Origin of the sequence: Sphingomonas hylomeconis, assembly GCF_025370105.1 — a bacterium.
Classification (GTDB): domain Bacteria; phylum Pseudomonadota; class Alphaproteobacteria; order Sphingomonadales; family Sphingomonadaceae; genus Sphingomonas; species Sphingomonas hylomeconis.
The window spans coordinates 68,416-85,934 of record NZ_JANQBK010000012.1; the positions used below are offsets into that span (position 1 = coordinate 68,416).

At 67.8% G+C, this 17,519-nt stretch carries 14 protein-coding genes; 9 read left to right on the forward strand and 5 right to left on the reverse strand.

What is annotated here, in order from left to right:
- Positions 1-5 precede the first annotated feature (5 nt).
- A complete protein-coding gene (locus NV401_RS13735; protein WP_261295008.1) occupies positions 6-290 on the forward strand; it encodes a hypothetical protein in 285 nt (94 codons plus the stop codon).
- On the opposite strand, the gene NV401_RS13740 is transcribed toward NV401_RS13735, so the two are convergent.
- The 5 genes from NV401_RS13740 to NV401_RS13760 all read right to left on the reverse strand — a co-directional run bounded on the left by NV401_RS13740 (position 218) and on the right by NV401_RS13760 (position 5,080).
- Positions 218-1,822 carry an FAD-binding oxidoreductase gene (locus tag NV401_RS13740; protein ID WP_261295009.1) on the reverse strand — a complete coding sequence of 535 codons (1,605 nt, stop codon included), beginning with the start codon at positions 1,820-1,822 and terminating at the stop codon, positions 218-220. The two genes, NV401_RS13735 and NV401_RS13740, sit on opposite strands and share 73 nt — an antisense overlap.
- Before the next feature lie 138 nt (positions 1,823-1,960).
- Positions 1,961-2,281 carry a hypothetical protein gene (locus NV401_RS13745; protein WP_261295010.1) on the reverse strand — a complete coding sequence of 107 codons (321 nt, stop codon included), beginning with the start codon at positions 2,279-2,281 and terminating at the stop codon, positions 1,961-1,963.
- 85 nt (positions 2,282-2,366) lie between these two features.
- The gene (locus tag NV401_RS13750; protein WP_261295011.1) at positions 2,367-3,023 is read right to left on the reverse strand and encodes a UPF0149 family protein; all 657 of its coding nucleotides are present in this window, start codon (positions 3,021-3,023) and stop codon (positions 2,367-2,369) included.
- A gap of 123 nt (positions 3,024-3,146) precedes the next feature.
- Positions 3,147-4,391 carry a dipeptidase gene (locus tag NV401_RS13755; RefSeq protein ID WP_261295012.1) on the reverse strand — a complete coding sequence of 415 codons (1,245 nt, stop codon included), beginning with the start codon at positions 4,389-4,391 and terminating at the stop codon, positions 3,147-3,149.
- Positions 4,388-5,080 (reverse strand): helix-turn-helix domain-containing protein, encoded by a 693-nt coding sequence (locus tag NV401_RS13760; protein ID WP_261295013.1) that lies wholly within the window; start codon positions 5,078-5,080, stop codon positions 4,388-4,390. The genes NV401_RS13755 and NV401_RS13760 overlap by 4 nt, the downstream gene beginning before the upstream one ends.
- A 119-nt stretch (positions 5,081-5,199) precedes the next feature.
- On the opposite strand from NV401_RS13760, the gene NV401_RS13765 reads away from it, so the two are divergent.
- The 8 genes from NV401_RS13765 to NV401_RS13800 are packed head-to-tail and all read left to right on the forward strand — an operon-like array spanning position 5,200 to position 17,502.
- A complete protein-coding gene (locus NV401_RS13765; RefSeq protein WP_261295014.1) occupies positions 5,200-7,209 on the forward strand; it encodes a serine hydrolase domain-containing protein in 2,010 nt (669 codons plus the stop codon).
- On the forward strand, positions 7,209-8,222 hold the full coding sequence (locus NV401_RS13770) for a dipeptide epimerase (protein ID WP_261295015.1): 1,014 nt from the start codon (positions 7,209-7,211) through the stop codon (positions 8,220-8,222). Before NV401_RS13765 ends, NV401_RS13770 begins: the two co-directional genes overlap by 1 nt.
- Positions 8,219-9,490, forward strand: a complete 1,272-nt coding sequence (locus NV401_RS13775; RefSeq protein WP_261295016.1) for a peptide MFS transporter — start codon at positions 8,219-8,221, stop codon at positions 9,488-9,490. Before NV401_RS13770 ends, NV401_RS13775 begins: the two co-directional genes overlap by 4 nt.
- Before the next feature lie 53 nt (positions 9,491-9,543).
- Positions 9,544-11,784: a TonB-dependent receptor gene (locus NV401_RS13780; protein WP_261295017.1), complete on the forward strand. Its 2,241-nt coding sequence runs from the start codon at positions 9,544-9,546 to the stop codon at positions 11,782-11,784.
- A 33-nt stretch (positions 11,785-11,817) separates the two neighbouring features.
- Positions 11,818-12,840, forward strand: a complete 1,023-nt coding sequence (locus tag NV401_RS13785; RefSeq protein ID WP_261295018.1) for a DUF1611 domain-containing protein — start codon at positions 11,818-11,820, stop codon at positions 12,838-12,840.
- On the forward strand, positions 12,837-13,937 hold the full coding sequence (locus NV401_RS13790; RefSeq protein ID WP_261295019.1) for a YkvI family membrane protein: 1,101 nt from the start codon (positions 12,837-12,839) through the stop codon (positions 13,935-13,937). Before NV401_RS13785 ends, NV401_RS13790 begins: the two co-directional genes overlap by 4 nt.
- Entirely contained in the window at positions 13,937-15,532 is a 1,596-nt protein-coding gene (locus NV401_RS13795; RefSeq protein ID WP_261295020.1) for a serine hydrolase, read from the forward strand. Before NV401_RS13790 ends, NV401_RS13795 begins: the two co-directional genes overlap by 1 nt.
- Entirely contained in the window at positions 15,529-17,502 is a 1,974-nt protein-coding gene (locus NV401_RS13800; RefSeq protein ID WP_261295021.1) for a serine hydrolase domain-containing protein, read from the forward strand. Before NV401_RS13795 ends, NV401_RS13800 begins: the two co-directional genes overlap by 4 nt.
- Positions 17,503-17,519 lie beyond the last annotated feature (17 nt).

A 17,519-nucleotide genomic window follows, 5' to 3' on the forward strand; every position in this document is an offset into this window, starting at 1 on the left:
GTGCCATGCGCGTCGCTGCGGTGGCTGCGCTGGTGCTCGGCCTGTGGACGCTGGTGATGATCGCCCTGCCGTTCGTCGGCGCTGGCCGGCAGGTCGCGGTATTGGGCGACGACGCGGCGGCGTTTCGCGCCATTCGCGCGGCCGGCGGCCGGGTGGTCGAACGGCGGCGCGGGGCGACCCTCGCGCGTTCGTCGCATCCCGATTTCGTCGCCCGGCTCTACGCCGCCGGCGCGCCGCTGGTGATCGAGGGGCGCGTTGCCGCCGGCTGCTTGGCGAAGAACGGCGCATAGCGTGCGTGCCAGCTATTGCTGAACACCCCGTCCGGATCCCAGGCCTGTTTGGCGGCGAAGAAGGCACCGACCTCGGGATAGGAGCGCTCGAGCTGCTGCGGCGTATAATGGAGCTGATAGGGTAGGAAGAAGCGCCCGCCCTGCGCCGCCGTCAGGTCGATCAGGTCGCTGGTCAGTCGGCGCATCCGCTCGTTGCCCGCCACGGTGGTCGGCTGATTGAGATAGAGCACCACCGAAAAGGCCGGTGCCGGCGCATAGGACAGGGCATTGTCCTCCACCCCGACCGCGCGGATCGAGGCGTTGACGACATTGGCGTCCTGCGCACGGAAGATACGCCGCATGCCGTCGATGAACGGTACGATCCGGTCGCGCGGCACGAAATATTCGTGCAGGATATCGGTCTCGCCGGGCAGGTCGTTGAACAGATAGGCGACCGAATCGTGCATCGGATCGTTGCGCGCGACTAGGCATGCCTCGGCCGAGCCCTGCGCCTGCGCGCGGGTGACGGTGCAGGTTTCGATGCGGTGCTCGATATTCTTCTCGCTCCACCATTTGAGCGATTTGAACAGATCGTTCTTCTTGGCGAGGTTGACGGTCAGGCGCCGCACCTTGGTCGAGGCGACCTCGGCAAGCGGCGCGCGGACCAGCGCCTGATCCTCGGGAAAGCGGCGATATTGATAGACCAGCGCTTCCTCGAGCAATGTCTTGGGCGCGGTCGACAGATGGACGTAGCTCAGCCCCACGCTCGGATCGGCGGCGATCCGCGCGAACGTGGCAGGAAAGGCGCGATAGTCGATCAGCTGCCGTTCGGAGCGGTAGATGTCGTTGGGCACGATATCGAGCACCGCGGACAGGATCACGCCGAACAGGCCGTAGCCGCCGACCGCGTGGCGAAACAGCTCGGCATTCTCGTCGCGCGAGGCGGTGACGATCCGGCCGTCGGCCAGCATCAGGCGCACGCTGCGCAACGAATTCATCACCGCCCCGGCCTGATGATCCATGCCGTGCGCATTGACCGAGATCGATCCGCCGACCGAGAAGATGTCGGTCGACTGCATCGCCTTCACCGCGAAGCGCGGGTGCACCGCCAGCTGGATCGCATGCCAGGTCGCACCGCCGCCGACCGTCACGGTGCGCGCGGCCTCATCGAGCCGGATCGCCTGCAGCCCGCGCATATCGAGCACCACGCCGCCGGCGCGGAACGCCTGCCCGCCCATCGAATGCTTCACCCCCGCTGCGGAAACGGTCAGCCCGTGCGCACGGGCATAAGCGAGCGCGGTCGCGACATCGGCTTCGTCGCGCGGCCGGACCACGCCCGCCACCGCGGTGCGGCTGAGGCAGCTGGCATCGTTGACCGTCCCGCCGCGCTGCGACCAGCGCGGCTCGGCCACCGCTGCGCTGCGGCCGCGCTCCGCCGCAACGGGGGGGAGTACCGAGCCGCAATCCTTGATCCCCGCCGGATCGGCGATCAGCGGCCGGACATAGAGCGTCGTCGCCGCCGCGGCGATCGCCAGCGCGGAGGCACCCGCCAACCAATATCTGCCCCGCGACGTCATAGCGTTCCTCCCCGACGGCGATACGACGCGCCTGCCATGGCGCATCCTACCGACTTCTGCAGGCCCGCGATATGCCGTGGAACGCGCGTCGCAACCGACCCGCGACGGCGCGCCTCAGTTGCCGTCGGAATCGACCGTGAAGACCATCGCTTTGCCGCGCGACAGCGGTTCCCATCCCGCGCCCAGCGCCGCCCGTACGCAGCGCGCGATCGTTGCATCGTCGATCTGGATGCGGCCGCGCGGCAAGCCCTTCAGCAGGCGCTTGGGCGCGGGAAATTCGATCAGCGCCTCGCGCTGGGCATCGTGCTCCAGCAGCGACACCGTCATGCCTTTCCAGCCCTCGGCATCCGACAGTTGCGGCTCGCGTTCGAGCCGCCAGTCATAGGTTACGCCATCGACAAGGATGCTGCCGGCATTGCTTTTGGAATTGGACATGCCCCGGCCATAGCATGCCGGTCGCTTCAGGCCAGGCGTTCGGCGCTGTCGCCACGCATCGCGGCAGCGGCGTGGACCGCGTGGGTCATCCGCAGCAGCGCTTGCGCTTCTTGCCCGACCCGCAGCTGCAGGGCTCGTTCCGGCCGACCTTTGCCGGGCGGGTTTCCCCGGTCGGCATCGCGCCGGCCCCGTCAGCGCCACCCGCGGCATGGAGGCACACCATCACCGCGCCGATATCCTGCGGCGCGCGATCCTGCAGCGCGTTGATCTCCATGCTGTCCAGCGTGCTTTCATCGCGCGCGATCGCCAGTAGCAGCGATAGCGAGGCATAGGCATCGGCGATGGCGGGCTCACCATCGCCGAGCGCGGTCCAGTCGTCGGGGCGCAACGCCATCGCATCCGCGAACCCGTCGAGCCACAATTCCCACAGCACGTCGCCGTTGCGCTCGTCGATATCGAAGATCGGCTGCAGCTTGCCACGCTGCAGATGCCGCCGGATTTCTTCCTGCCGCGCCATCACCGCATCGGCGAACCACCGCACATCGCGCGGATCCTCGAACGGCGGCGTCCCATCGTCGACGCCCCACACGTTCTGCAACCATTCGTCGGGCGCAACCGGCTCGGGGCTCAGCAGCACACCGGTGAGGAAGCCGTCGAGCTCGGTGAGCAGCATTGGCTCGTCGAGCGGGAGATCGGCCAGCGCACCGTCGAGCCGGCTGAAACGGGAGGGTATCTTCTTCATGATGGTCGGGCGATCCTGGCAACGAAGCGCCGCTCATAGCCACTCGGACGGATCGGCACCTAACCTTTCCGTACCACACCGGTCGGCGCCGGCCGGTGCTGCGGCACATGTCGCCGCTCGTCGTTAGCGTCCAGCCGCCGCAAGGCTTGCCTGCACCCGCTCCGCCCCCCGCATCACCCGCAGCACGTTGGCGCCGGCGAGCTTGGCGATGTCAGCATCGCTCCAGCCCCGCCGCATCAGTTCGGCGAGCAGCGCCGGATAGGTCGCCACGTCCTGCAACCCGGCCGGCAGCGTCTCCCCCACGCCGTCGAAATCCGAGCCCAGCCCGACATGATCGACGCCGGCGATCTTGGCGATATGATCGATATGATCCGCCACCTCCGACAGTGTCACCGCGGGCGCCGGATGCGCCTTGAGCCACACGGCGTAATCGGCCGCGGCTTTGTCGGGCTGGCCGATATCGAGCCCGCCGAACGGCGGCGCATTGAGGCGGGTCTTCTCCGCCGCGGCGTCCGACGACCAGCGGCGATAGGCGTCCGAGACGTAGATCGGCGCATAATTGACCATCACCACGCCGCCATTGCCGCGCACCAGCCCCAGCACCGCATCGGAGACGTTCCGCGGATGATCGTCGATCGCCCGCGCGCTGGAATGCGAGAAGATCACCGGCGCCTTGGACACCGCCAGCACATCGCGCATCGTTTTCTCGCTGACATGGCTGAGATCGACCAGCATCCCGAGCCGGTTGAGCTCCAGCACCACCGTGCGCCCGAAATCGGTGAGCCCCTGATGCTTCGGGTCGTCGGTCGCCGAATCCGCCCATTCGATCGTGCGCGAATGCGTCAGCGTGAGATAGCCGGCGCCGAGCGCGGCATAGGACCGCAGCACCGAGAGATTGTTGTCGATCTGCCCACCGCCCTCGACGCCGATCATCGATGCGATCCGCCCGGCGGCATGCGCCCGCACGACATCGTCGGCGGTGCGCGCCAGCGCGAAGACCCGCGGATATCGCGCGGCGATCGATTTCACCAGATCGATCTGTTCCAGTGTCTGTTCGACCTGCTCCTTGCCGGCCAGTTCCGGCGATACCCAGACCGACCAGAATTGCCCGCCGACCATGCCTTTGCGCAGCCGCGCAATGTCGGTGTTGTAACGCTCGGGCCGTCCCGACAGGTCGTTGAGGTCGGCCGTCCAGCGCGCTTCGCCCTCGCGCTCGCGCAGCGCTTCGGGCCAATCGTTATGGCCGTCGATCAGCGGCGTCGCACGCAGCACGCGGGCAACGCGCGCGGCGTAATCGTCGGTCTTGGCACTGGCCGCCGGCGCCAGGAGCAGTGCGGGCAGCGCCAGCGCAGCGATCAGGCGCTTCATCGCTTTTGCCCCCTGCCGGCCTTCGCCGCGGGCGCGGGCGCATTCTCGTTCACGGCAACCGCCCCCTGGCGTTGTTCCTCGTGCAGCGTCAGCAGCGATTGCATCAGTTCCTCCTCCGCGCTCGACATCACCGCCAAGACTTCCGCTTCCTCGCAATCCTCCGCCGCCAGATAGGCGTGGCCCATGCTCGAATCGATATAGAGCACCTCGCCCGGCCCCAGCGTGACCGGATCGTAGAATTCGGTCTGCACCACGACCTTGCCGCTCAGCACGTAGAGGAATTCCTCCCCGCTGTGCCGCACGAGATCGCCGAATTCCTCGGCCGAGCGCGCGCGGATCTTGGTGACGACCGGGATCATGCGCTTGCGGCGCAGTTCGGTGCAGAGATAATAATAATCGTAGTTCGGCGTCTCGACGCGCACCGAGCGCGCGACATCGCCCAGGCTGCGCCGCGCGGTAATCGGCTGCACCGGCTCGTCGGCGGTCTCGGCGAACAGCTCGGACAATCTCAGCCCCAGCCGCTGCGCCAGCGTCTGCAGCTTGTCGTAGGTCAGCGTCAGCCGGTCATGTTCGATCTTGGACAGGGTCGAGACCGGAATGCCGCTCTTCGCGCTCATTTCCTTCAGGGTCCAGCCCTCTCGCGACCGCATGCCGCGCAACAAGGCCCCGAGCGTAGGTGGCGCTGCCACAGATTATCCCTCCAAATCGATTGACGCATTCTCCAATCCGGATAATCATGTCCTGATCAGATCATACTTATAGATTTATAGAAGTTCTGACGGCTGGGCAATGGCTGAGGAGAATGAGGATGCGGGCGGGAAAGCTTATCGCCATGGCGGCGGCGTTGATCGGGGGCATCGCCATGGCGCAGGGGCCGGTGCCCAGCCTCCGGCCACCCGCCCCCTCCCCGGCCTCCTCCCCGGCGATCGCCGGAGCAGCGACTCCCGGGCCGGTCGGCGCGCGCGCACTCACGCCGGTCGATCTCAATGCCTGGCTCGACGGCTTCATGCCCTATGCGCTGCATAACGGCGATATCGCCGGCGCGGTGGTGACGGTGGTCAAGGACGGCCAGGTCGTGGCGGCGCGCGGCTATGGTTATGCCAATGTCGCGAAACGCCAGCCGGTAGATCCGGCGCGCACCCTGTTCCGCCCCGGCTCCACGTCGAAGCTCGTCACCTGGACGGCGGTGATGCAGCAGGTCGAGGCGGGCAAGCTCGATCTCGATCGCGACGTGAACGCCTATATCGATTTCAAGATTCCGCCGCGGAACGGCCAGCCGGTCACGCTGCGTCAGATCATGACGCACACCGGCGGGTTCGAGGAGGTGTTGAAGAACATCATCTTCTATGATCCCGGCACAAACCTGTCGCTCGAGGCCTATCTCAAGACCTGGGTGCCGACGCGGATCTTCGATGCCGGCACGACGCCCGATTATTCGAACTGGGCGACCGCGCTCGCGGCGTACATGGTCCAGCGCACATCCGGCATGCCGTTCGACGATTATGTCGAACAGCGCATCTTCGCGCCGCTCGACATGCGCCATTCGAGTTTCCGCCAGCCGCTGCCGCAGCGGCTGCGCGGCGATTCCGCGATCGGCTATGAGCGCGCCTCGCTGCCCGCCAAGGGCTATGAATTCGTCGGGCCGGGGCCGGCCGGTGGCCTGTCCTCCTCGGGGCTCGACATGGCGCGCTTCATGATCGCGCATCTCGATAATGGCCGCGGTATCCTCAAACCCGAAACCGCGGCGATGATGCACGATAGCCCGCTCGACCGGGTCAATCCGATGTCGCTGATCCCACCGCTCAACCGCATGGAACTGGGCTTCTTCGAGACCAACATCAACGGTCGCAAGGTCATCGCGCATCTCGGCGACACCAATGAATTCCACACCTCGATGCACCTGTTCATGAACGAGCGCGTCGGTCTGTACGTGTCGTTCAACAGCGCCGGGCGCGAGGGCGCGGCGCATGTCGTGCGCGGGCAATTGTTTCAGGATTTCGCCGATCGCTATTTCCCCTCCACCGTCCGCGACGGCCGCGTCGACGCCAAGACCGCCGCCGACCATGCGCGGATGATGGTCGGCCATTGGGAGATCAGCCGCCGCTCGGTGTCCAACTTCATCAACATCCTGAACCTGCTCGGGCAGGTCGAGATCAGCGTCGACGACAAGGGCGCCTTGGTCGTGCCCTCGCTCAAGGGTGCAGGCGGCGCGGTGCAGCAATGGGACGAGATCGCCCCGTTCGTGTGGCGTAACCGGGGTGGCCATGATCGGCTGGCCGCCAAGCTGGTCGACGGCAAGCCGGTGCGCTGGAGCTTCGACACGATCTCGCCGTTCATGGTCTATGATCGCGTGCCGGCGTCGCGCTCGGCCGGCTGGCTGCTGCCGGCGCTCTATGCCAGCCTCGCCGTGCTGCTGCTCACGATGCTCTACTGGCCGGCCAGCTGGTACGTCCGCCGCCGCTACCGCACGCCGATCGCCGCCACCGGGCAGGCGCTCAAGGCCTACCGCGCAACGCGCATCATGGCCGGGCTGGTGCTCGCCGTGCTGGCCGGTTGGGCGACGCTGATCATCGTCCTGTTCGGCGACGTCAGCGCGATGACCGCCAGCGCCGATCTGTGGTTGTGGCTGATCCAGATCCTCGGCGCGATCGTGTTCGTCGGCGCGGTCGGCATCACCGCCTGGAATGCCTGGCTGACCTGGCGTGACGGGCGGCGCTGGACGCGCAAGCTGTGGAGCCTGCTCGTGCTGCTGGCGACGATCGTCGTGCTCTACGTCGCCTCGACCTACAGCCTGCTGGCGATGACGGTGGATTACTGATGCCGCGCCTGTCGCTCGGCCTCGCCACGCAGTCGCTGCGCCTCGCCCAGCCGTTCCGCATCTCGGGCTATGTCTTCGACTCCGCCGATGTCCTGGTCGTCACGCTCGACGACGGCATGCATCGCGGGCGCGGCGAAGGCGCCGGCGCCTATTATCTCGGCGACGACGTGCCGCATATGCTGGCCGAGATCGCGCGCACCCGCGCCGCGATCGAAGCCGGCCCGAGCCGTGAGGAACTGCGCGGGATCCTGCCCCCCGGCGGCGCGCGCAACGCGGTCGATGCGGCACTGTGGGAATTGGAGGCGGCGCGCGCCGGCCGGCCGGTATGGCAGCTGGCCGGGCTCGAGACGGCGCCGCGCGCGATCGTCACCACCTTCACGGTCAGCGCCGACACGCCGGAAAAGATGGCGGCGAAGGCGACCGGCTATGTCGGTGCCCGCTCGCTCAAGGTAAAACTGACCGGCGAGCTCGCGCTCGATCTCGAGCGCGTCGCCGCGATCCGCGCCGCGCGGCCCGACGTTTGGCTCGGCGTTGACGGCAATCAGGGCTTCGTGCGCGCCGATCTCGACCCGCTCGTCGCCGGCCTGACGCGTCACGACGTGTCGCTGCTCGAACAACCGCTGGCGCGCGGCCGCGATGCCGAGCTGCAGGGCTACACGTCCCCGATCCCGATCGCCGGCGACGAAAGCCTGTTGTCGCTCGCCGATCTCGCCGGCGCCACGGGCCGCTTCGACGTGGTCAACATCAAGCTCGATAAATGCGGCGGCCTGACCGAGGGGCTGCTGATGGCCGCCGAGGCGCGGCGGCTGGGCCTGGGCGTGATGGTCGGCACGATGATCGGCACCAGCCTGGCCACCGCGCCCGGCTTCGTGCTCGGCCAGATCGCCGATCTGGTCGATCTCGACGGCCCGACCTTCCTCGCCGAGGATTGCACGCCGAGCGTCGTCTATGCGCAGGGCACGCTCCATGCCGGGCCGGACGTGTGGGGATCGGGCACGGCGACCGCCGCATGACGGCGGAGCAGACCTGGTTCGGCCATCCGCGCGGCCTGACCGTGCTGTTCCTGACCAATATGTGGGAGCAATTCTCCTATTACGGCATGCGCGCGCTGCTGGTCTATTACATGACCAAGCAGCTGATGATGTCGCAGGGCTCCGCGTCGCTCGTCTATGGCGCCTATACCGCCTGCGCCTATTTCACCCCGATCGTCGGCGGGATCATCGCCGATCGCTGGCTCGGCAAGCGCAACGCGATCCTGATCGGCGGATCGGTGATGGCCGCGGGCCATTTCATGATGGCGTTCGAGCCGCTCTTCTATCCCGCGCTGATCACGATCGCGCTGGGCAACGGGCTGTTCCTGCCGAGCCTGCCGAGCCAGATCGGCGATCTCTATGCGCCGGGCGATGCCCGCGCGGGCTCCGCCTACAACGTCTATTATGTCGGCGTGAACATCGGCGGGTTCCTCGCGCCGCTGATCTGCGGCACGCTCGGCGAACTTTACGGCTGGCACTGGGGCTTCGGCGCGGCGGGGATCGGCATGCTCGCCGGCCTGGCGATCTATGTCGCCGGCCAGCGCCATCTCGCGCCGCAGCACCGGCCGCCCCGCCCGGACCCAGCCCCCGATGTGCCCGCCCCGATCCGCTTCCCGCGCAAGACCCTGCTCGTGCTGCTCGCCATCGCCCTGTCGGTCACCGTGTTCCGCGGCGCCTACGAGCAGGTCGGCAACACGCTCGCCTTATGGGCCGATGCCGGGGTCGACCGCCGCGTCGGCGCCGCGACCATCCCGATGACCTGGTTCCAGTCGCTCAATCCCCTGCTCGTCATGGTGATGACCCCGCCGCTGCTCGCTTTGTGGCGCCGCCGCAGCGCCACCGGCGCGGCCGAGCACCCGGCGCGGCGCATGGCGGTCGGCGCGATGATCGTCGCCGCCGCTTATCTGATGCTCGCCGCGGTCGAGGCGGCCGGCGGCCCGGCACACTGGCTGTGGCTGGTGGCGTTCTTCGTTGTGCTGACGCTCGGCGAACTGCATATCCTGCCCACCGGTCTCGGGTTGTTCGCCCGGCTTGCCCCGCAGGGGCTCGGCGCGACCACCGTCGCCGCCTGGTTCCTCGCCAGCTTCGCCGGCAGCCTCGCGGCGGGCCTGGTCGGCACCCTATGGAGCGGCACAACCCACGCCGGCTTCTTCCTGCTCCTCGCGCTGATCGCCGCCGCCGCGGCCGCCATGCTGCTGCTGACGGATCGCACCAAAGGATTAGAGATAAGATCATCCGATATAGGTTGACAGTTCTCTGATCAGGACAATAGCTTGCAAAACAGATATCGGGGAGATCAGCGATGACGGCGATTCGGCTTGGCGTATCAATGGCGAGCGTGCTCGCGTCGCTTACCCTGCTGCCCGCAGCGATGGCGCAATCGACCACCGCGGACCCGGCCGCGCAGACCGCTGACCCCGATCAGCCGCGCGACATCATCGTTACCGCGCAGAAGCGCGAGCAATTGCTGATCGACGTGCCGCAATCCGTTTCGGTGGTCAGCGGCGACATGCTCGAGCGGCAGCAGGCGACCAACTTCAAGGACTATCTGAAGCTCGTTCCCGGGCTGCAACTCAATCAGTCGACGCCCGGTTTTGGCCGCCTCGTGCTGCGCGGGCTGAACACCGGCGGCGTCGCCTCCACCGTGGCGGTCTATCAGGACGAGACAATCTTCGGGTCGTCCACCGGGCTGGTCAACGGCGGTATATTGGCAGGCGATTTCGATACGTTCGATGTCGCCCGGATCGAAGTGCTGCGCGGGCCGCAGGGCACGTTGTACGGCGCCAATGCGCTGGGCGGCATTCTGAAGTTCGTCACCAACACGCCCGATACCAGCAAGGTCGAGGCGCGCGGCCGCGCCAGCGTGGAAACGACGAAGGGAGGCGGCGAATCCTATATGGGCAGCGCGGTCATCAATCTGCCGGTCAGCGATACGCTGGCGGTGCGCGCATCCGGTTTCTACCGCGACATTGGCGGGTTCATCGATTCGATCGGCACCGCCGGGTCGGACGTGGAAAAGGACATCAACAGCTCGAAAAGCTATGGCGGGCGCGCTTCGGTGCTGTTCAAGCCGGTCGATGAATTCTCGATCCAGTTGAGCGCTTATGTGCAGAACCTCGACGTCGATGCCAGCGACAGTATCGATGCCGAACGCGGCACGGGGAAGACCAGCTATGGCCGGCTCAGCCAATCGCAGTTTACGCCGGAATTCGCCGACATCCGGTACCGCGTGTATAGCGGGCTGATCAATTACGATCTGGGCTTTGCCAGCCTGGTCTCGGCCACCAGCTACAGCACGTTGCGCCAGCGCTACCGCTCCGATTTCTCGCCCGCCTACAGCCCGATCATCGAAGGTGCGATTGGGCTGCCCAACGACTTCTTCCAGGATCAGGAGACCAAAGTCGATCGCTTCACGCAGGAAGTGCGGCTCGAATCCGCGGATAGCGACGTGTTCGAATGGATCGTCGGCGGGTTCTACACGCGCGAAAAAGGGCTGATCGAGCAGGACTTCACCGCCGCCACGCCGGGGACGGTGACGCCGATCGCCGGCCTGCCGTTGCTCGGTACCGCACGGCTGGCGTCGCGCTACCGCGAAGTGGCCGGGTTCGCCAATGGCACGCTGCACGTCGGCGAGCATTTCGACCTTACCTTCGGCGGCCGTTACAGCCACAACAAGCAGCGTGCGGATTCGTCGTCCGACGGCCTCCTGGTCAACGGGGCCACCGTGCTGCCGACGGCGCGATCGTCGGAAGGCGTGTTCACCTATTCGGTCGCCCCGAAATTCAAGATCGATGACAACGTCTCGGTCTATGCGCGCGTCGCCAAGGGCTTCCGCCCCGGCGGGCCGAACAGCCTGGCACCGGGCGCGCCGCCCGAACTGCGGTCGTTCGATTCCGATACGGTGATCAGCTACGAAGCCGGCATCAAGGCACAGACGGCTGACCGCAAATTCTCGATCGATGCCGCCGCGTTCCGGGTCGATTGGGACAATATCCAGGTGTTCGGCAGCATCGGCGTGTTCAACCTGAACTTCAACGGAGACAAGGCGCGCAGCCAGGGCTTCGAATTCACCGCCATCGCGCGCCCGACCAGGGGCTTCGCGGTATCGTTCAACGGCGCCTATACCGATGCCAAGCTGCGCGATGATACGCCGATCGCGGTCGGCGGATTTGCCGGCGATCGATTGCCGTACACGCCGCAATACAGCATCGCGGCGAATGCCGATTACGAATGGTCGATCGGTGCCGACGCCAAGGCCTATCTCGGTGCATCGATCCGGTCGCTGTCCAAACAGCCGGCGACGTTCGACGCCGACTACCGCGCCGCCACCGGGCAGCAGCCGACGCTGGCCGCCTATGAGGTGGTCGATTTGCGCGCCGGGGTAAATTTCGGCCGCTACTCGCTGGAAGTCTACACCAAGAACCTGACCAATTCGGATGGCAAGACGTCGCTCGATTACAACGGCAACGTGCCCTTCGATCGCGCCGATGCCGGCGTGATCCGTCCCCGCACCATCGGGCTGACGCTCGGCGCCGGCTTCTAAGCCATGGCGCTGGATCTGCTCGATCGCCCGGCCATGGCCGTTGCTACGCATACGTTGCCGGCGCCCTATCTGCTGTTCCTCGGCGACACGATCGAGCCCGGCTTCGCCAAGACCGCGTTCGGCCTGCGCGATTGGGCGCCGGAGCGCTGCCTCGGCGAATGGAGCCTGCCCAGCGCGACGGTGAGCACCGGGCTGCCACGGCTCAGCCCGGCACAAGCGGCGGCGCAGGGCGCACGCGCGCTGGTGATCGGCGTCGCCAATCCCGGCGGAATCATTCCGGCAAGCTGGATGCCCGAACTGCTTGCCGCGATCGAGGCCGGGCTGGATATCGTCGCCGGCATGCACGTGCGGCTGGCGAGCCTCGCGCCACTGGCCGAGGCCGCCGCGCGACACGGCCGCGCGCTGATCGATCTGCGCACGCCGCCCGCCGACCTGGCGGTGGCGACCGGGCTCAAGCGCACCGGCCGCCGCCTGCTGACGGTTGGCACCGATTGCGCGCTGGGCAAGAAATATACCGCGCTCGCCATCGCCCGCGGGCTCGCCGCGCGCGGGCTGGACGCCACGTTCCGCGCCAGCGGCCAGACCGGAATCATGATCGCCGGCCAGGGCATCGCGATCGACGCGGTGATCGCCGATTTCGCGGCCGGCGCGGCCGAGCTGCTCAGCCCCGCCGCCGCGCCCGATCATCTCGACGTGATCGAGGGGCAAGGCTCGCTGTTCCATCCCGCCTATGCCGCGGTGTCGCTCGCGCTGCTGCACGGCAGCCAGCCCGATGGCTTCATCGTCTGCCACCAGCCCGGTCGCGCGGCGGTGCTCGGCAGCCCCGCCTTCCGCGTGCCGCCGATCGCCGCGGTGATCGCGCAGACCGTGATGCTCGGCCGCCTGACCAATCCGGCGATCCGCTGTGTCGGGATCAGCCTCAACACCGCCGGAATGACCGCCGAGGACGCCGATCGCGTGATCGCCGAAACCGGCGCCGAACACGGCCTGCCCGCCGCCGATCCGATCCGTGGCGGCGCCGCCTTCGACGCCCTGCTCGACGCCTGCCAGGCATGAGCGTGGCGCGTGACCGCTTCCGGCGCTTCCTGCTGCCCGGGCTGGCGTTCAAGGCGGTGATCATCGGCGGCGGCTATGCCACCGGACGCGAGATCGCCGAATTCTTCCTGCCGGCCGGCCCCTGGGGCGGGCTGGCGGCGATGCTGCTGGCAACCGCGATCTGGACGCTGGTCGCCGCGGTCACCTTCCACTTCGCCTGGCGGATCGGCGCGCGCGATTATCGGCACTTCTTCCAGGCGCTGCTGGGGCGGTTCTGGATCGCGTTCGAACTGGCCTATGCCGTGTTCATCGTGTTGATCCTTGCCGTGTTCGGCGCCGCGGCGGGGGCGATCGCGGCGGCCACGTTCGGTCTGCCGCCGCTCGTCGGCACGCTCGCGCTGATGCTCGGCATCGTCGCCTGCGTGGCGTTCGGCAATGCCGGCGTCGAACGCGTGTTCGTCTGGGTCTCGGTGCTGCTGTATTTCACCTATGCTATCTTCTTCGTGCTGCTGCTGGCGGGGGTCGGCGATCGCATCGCCACCGCCTTTGCCACCTTGCCCTCCGCCGGCTGGATGTCGGGCGGGATCACCTATGCCGGCTACAATGTGATCGGCGCGGTGATCGTGCTCCCGGTCACGCGGCATTTCCGGAAAGGCAGCGATGCGGTGATCGCCGGAATGATCGCCGGCCCGCTCGCCATGCTCCCGGCGCTGCTGTTCTTCGTCGGGATGACGGCATTCCTGCCCGATATCGCGGGCGCCGTGCTGCCGTCCGATTACATGCTGGTACGGCTCGGCCATCCCGCCTTCCACATCCTGTTCCAGCTGATGATCTTCGCCGCGCTGCTGGAAAGCGGCACCGGCGCGGTGCACGCGATCAACGAGCGGGTCGCGCGCACCCGCGGCGTGGCGCTGACCCCGCTGTTCCGCGCGCTCGCCGCGCTGGCGCTGCTCGTGCCGTGCATGCTGATCGCCGAACGGGTCGGGCTCGTCGCGCTGATCGCCTCGGGCTATCGTGCGCTCGCCTGGGCGCTGATCCTGATCTACGTCCTGCCGCTGCTGGCGATCGTCGCGTTCCGCCGCCTGCGCGCCGTACCGCGCCCCCTGGAGACCGTGTGATGAAGCTAGCCGCCCTCGCCGCCGTGCCCATCGCCCTGCTCGCCATGCCCGCGCGGGCCGATCCGCCCGCCGGCTTCGATGCGCGGGTCGAGGCGGTGCGCGCCGCATCGGGCACGCCGGGCCTGGCGATCGCGATCGTCGAAAACGGCAAGATCGTGCTCGCCAAGGGATACGGCGTGCGCAAGCTCGGCGCGCCGGCCAAGGTGGATGGCGACACGCTGTTCATGATCGGCTCGACCTCCAAGGCGATGACCAGCGCCGCGCTCGCCACCCTCGTCGATGCCGGCAAGCTCGGCTGGGACGACAAGGTGATCGATCGCCTGCCCGGCTTCCAGATGAACGACGCCTGGGTCACGCGCGAGATGACGGTGCGCGATCTGCTGGTCCATCGCAGCGGCCTGGGGCTTGGCGCGGGCGACCTGCTGTACATCCCGCGCGGCAGCTATTCGCGCGCGGAAATCGTCCGCCGGCTGCGCTACATCACGCCGGCGACCAGCTTCCGCAGCGGCTATGCCTATGACAATGTGCTGTACGTCGTCGCCGGCCAGCTGATCGAGGCGGTCAGCGGGCAGAGCTGGGAAGGCTATGTCCGCGATCATGTGTTCAAGCCCGCCGGCATGACGCATGCGACCGACGATTATGCCGCTTTGTTCGCCAATCCCAACCGCGCGCAGCCGCATGCCCGCTATGGCGGCGCGGTGCGCGGCACCGGCGCGATGCGGCTGCTCGACGAGCAGGACCATCTGCCGCAGGCCTCCGCCCCGGCCGGGCTGATCGCGGCCAGCGCCGGGGACATGGCGCGCTGGCTGCAGATCCAGCTCGGCGAAGGCGTCGCGCCGGGCGGCACGCGCGTCTACAGCGCGGCGCAGGCGCGCGAGATGCACGCGCCGGTCACGCCGATCCCGATCGCCGATCTGCCCGCGCCCGTCGCCGGCACGCAGCCCGCCTTCCAGGCCTATGCGCTGGGCTGGGAGGTGCGCGACTATCACGGTGCGCGCATCGTGTGGCATGCCGGCGGCCTGTACGGCGCGACCACGGTCGTCGTGCTGATCCCCGATAAGAAGGTCGGCTTCTCGATCACGCTCAACAGCGAGGAGAGCGAGCCGCGCCACGGGCTGATGTTCGAATTGCTCGATCACTATCTCGGCCTGCCCGCGCAGGATTGGCCGACGCGCTTCAAGGCGGCGCGCACGCAGCGCATCGCCGCGGCCGAAGCGCTGGTCGCGCAGCAGGCGGCGTCCCCCGCCCGGATCGGCCCGTCGCTCGCGCTCGATCGCTATGCCGGGCGCTATATCGATCCCTGGTACGGCCCGATCGCCGTCACGGCCGGCAAAGGCGGGCTGCGGGTCGATTTCACGCCCACGCCGAACATGGCCGGGCGGCTGGAGCATTATCAGTACGACACGTTCGTCACGCGGTTCGACGATCCCGCCATCGAGCCCGCCTACCTCACCTTCGCGCTGGATGCGGACGGCAAGGTCGCGCGCGTCACCGCCAAGCCGGTGTCGCCGATCGCCGATTTCAGCTTCGATTACGGCGATCTGGCCTTCGCGCCCGAAGCGCCGCGTCCATCAACCGGGAACCCCGTCCGATGATCAAGAAATTCGGCCTCGCCGCCATGCTTGCCGCCGCGCTGCTGGCGATCCCCGCCACCTCGCAGGTCCAGCCGCCGGTCGCCCCCGCGCCCGCCACGCCCGCGCCGGCATCCGCCCCGCCCGCCCCCGGCCCGGCCACACCGGCGCTCACGCAGGCCGATCTGAGTGCCTGGCTCGACGGCTATTTCCCCGCCGCGCTGAAGGCCGGCAAGATCGCCGGGGCGCAGGTCGTGGTGGTCAAGGACGGGCAGATCCTGGTCAAGAAAGGCTATGGCTATGCCGATGTCGCGGCGAAGACGCCGATGGATCCCGATGTCACGATGATGCGCATCGGATCGACCTCCAAGCTGCTCACCTGGACTGCGGTGATGCAGCAGGTCGAGGCCGGCAAGATCGATCTCAATGCCGATATCAACCGCTATCTCGATTTCAAGATCACGCCGAAATCGGGCCGCGCGGTCACCATGAACGATCTGATGATGCATCGCGGCGGGTTCGAGGAGGGCCTGAAGGACCTGCTCGACACCGATCCCAAGCGGTTCAAGACGACCGAACGCTATCTCAAGGAGAACCGCCGCCCGATGCTGTTCACCGCCGGCAGCGTGCCGGCCTATTCGAATTACGGCGTCGCCCTGGCCGGCTATATCGTCGAGCGCGTCTCGGGCGAGCCGTTCGCCGCCTATGTCCAGCGCCATATCCTGGCGCCGCTCGACATGCGCCACACGACCTTCGTCCAGCCGGTCCCGCCCGAGCTCGCGCGCTTCCTCTCCAAGGGCTATCGCCAGAGCGATCAGCCGCCCGCCAAGTTCGAGCTGGTCACCACCGCGCCCGCCGGCAGCGTCAGCGCGTCGGGCGCCGACATGGCCAATTTCATGATCGCGCAGATGCAGGACGGCCGCTTCGGCAGCGCGCAGATCCTGCGGCCCGAGACGGTGCAACTGATGCACCGCCCGGAAACGCCGCCCCAGCCCGGCTTCGACACGCTGGCGCACGGCTTCTTCTACGGCCCGCGCAACGGCCGCCTGGTGCTCGGGCATGGCGGCGACACGATCGTGTTCCACACCGATCTCAACATGCTCCCCGCCGAAAAGACCGGCATCTTCGTCAGCTTCAACAGCCGCGGCACCAACGATGCGGTCTACGGCGTGCGCTCGCGGCTGTTCGATCTGTTCATGGATCGCTATTTCCCGGCCGCCCCGCGGCCGGACCAGCCGGCGATCGCCAGCGCGGCGCAGGATGCCGCGGCGCTGGCCGGGCATTACGAAAGCTCGCGCCGCGTCGAATCCGGCTTCATCAGCCTGTTCTACCTGCTGCAGCAGGACCAGGTGACCGCCAACCCCGACGGCACGATCAGCATGGCCTCGATCGAGGACAAGAAATTCCGCGAGATCGCGCCCGGCCTGTGGCGCGAAATGGGCGGCACGCAGCAGCTGCGCGTCACCGAGGTCGATGGCCGCCGCACGATCGTCGACAGCGCCAATCCGGTCTCCTACGCGCAGGCCGTGCCGCTGGCGCGCAATGCCGTACTCAACCTGTGGATCGCCGGCCTGTCGGTGCTCGTGCTGCTGGCGACCGTGCTGCTGTGGCCGGTCGCGGCGCGGCTGCGCAAGGTTCATGGCTTGCCCGTCACGCTGACCGGCCGGCCGGCACTGGCGCGCCGCCTGACGCGGATCGCCGCGCTCGGCGACCTGCTCTATCTCGCCGGCTGGTACACGATCCTCGCGCCGATCATGCAAAGCCAGGTCGAGGTCTATAATGACGGGCTCGACGGCTGGGTGCGCACGATGCAGCTGGCCGCGATTGTGCCGCTTGCCGGCGCCGCGATCGGCCTGTGGAACCTCGCCCTGCTCCGGCAGCCGGGCCGCACCTGGGGCGAGCGGCTGCGCGGCGTGCTCGTCGCGCTGGCGTTGCTCGGGATCGTGTGGATCGCCTGGATGGGCGGGCTGATCAGCCTCAACCTCAATTATTGAGCTGCCGGCCGGTGCGA

Excerpts from the sequence above, each read along its gene's own strand:
- NV401_RS13775 (WP_261295016.1), top strand. The coding sequence starts at position 8,219 with ATGACGGCGGAGCAGACCTGGTTCGGCCATCCGCGCGGCCTGACCGTG.
- NV401_RS13745 (WP_261295010.1), bottom strand. The coding sequence starts at position 2,281 with ATGTCCAATTCCAAAAGCAATGCCGGCAGCATCCTTGTCGATGGCGTA.
- NV401_RS13800 (WP_261295021.1), top strand. The coding sequence starts at position 15,529 with ATGATCAAGAAATTCGGCCTCGCCGCCATGCTTGCCGCCGCGCTGCTG.
- NV401_RS13785 (WP_261295018.1), top strand. The coding sequence starts at position 11,818 with ATGGCCGTTGCTACGCATACGTTGCCGGCGCCCTATCTGCTGTTCCTC.
- NV401_RS13795 (WP_261295020.1), top strand. The coding sequence starts at position 13,937 with ATGAAGCTAGCCGCCCTCGCCGCCGTGCCCATCGCCCTGCTCGCCATG.
- NV401_RS13755 (WP_261295012.1), bottom strand. The coding sequence starts at position 4,391 with ATGAAGCGCCTGATCGCTGCGCTGGCGCTGCCCGCACTGCTCCTGGCG.
- NV401_RS13735 (WP_261295008.1), top strand. The coding sequence starts at position 6 with ATGCGCGTCGCTGCGGTGGCTGCGCTGGTGCTCGGCCTGTGGACGCTG.
- NV401_RS13765 (WP_261295014.1), top strand. The coding sequence starts at position 5,200 with ATGCGGGCGGGAAAGCTTATCGCCATGGCGGCGGCGTTGATCGGGGGC.
- NV401_RS13770 (WP_261295015.1), top strand. The coding sequence starts at position 7,209 with ATGCCGCGCCTGTCGCTCGGCCTCGCCACGCAGTCGCTGCGCCTCGCC.
- NV401_RS13790 (WP_261295019.1), top strand. The coding sequence starts at position 12,837 with ATGAGCGTGGCGCGTGACCGCTTCCGGCGCTTCCTGCTGCCCGGGCTG.
- NV401_RS13780 (WP_261295017.1), top strand. The coding sequence starts at position 9,544 with ATGACGGCGATTCGGCTTGGCGTATCAATGGCGAGCGTGCTCGCGTCG.
- NV401_RS13750 (WP_261295011.1), bottom strand. The coding sequence starts at position 3,023 with ATGAAGAAGATACCCTCCCGTTTCAGCCGGCTCGACGGTGCGCTGGCC.